General features: G+C 63.2%; 1 protein-coding gene. It reads left to right on the forward strand.

Features of this window, described 5'->3' with window-relative positions:
- Positions 1-228, forward strand: a 228-nt coding sequence (locus tag SB764_RS45355; protein ID WP_410867488.1) for an iron-sulfur cluster assembly accessory protein, incomplete at both ends; no start/stop codon positions are given.

Here is a 228-nt window from a genome sequence, read left to right on the forward strand (position 1 = left end):
AGGGCGGCTGCGCCGGGATGGAATATACCATCGACATGGTGACAGAGCCCAATCCGAAGGACGACCTGATCGAGCGCGATGGCGCGCGCGTCTGGATCGAGCCCTCGGCGGTGCTTTATCTGCTTGGGACCCAGCTCGGCTTCGAACAGACGACGCTGCGCTCCGGTTTCACCTTCATCAACCCGAACCAGACATCGGCCTGCGGCTGCGGCGAATCCGTCGAGCTGA

The sequence above is a fragment of the Paraburkholderia sp. SIMBA_027 genome, from assembly GCF_046535315.1.
GTDB classification, from domain to species: domain Bacteria; phylum Pseudomonadota; class Gammaproteobacteria; order Burkholderiales; family Burkholderiaceae; genus Paraburkholderia; species Paraburkholderia tropica.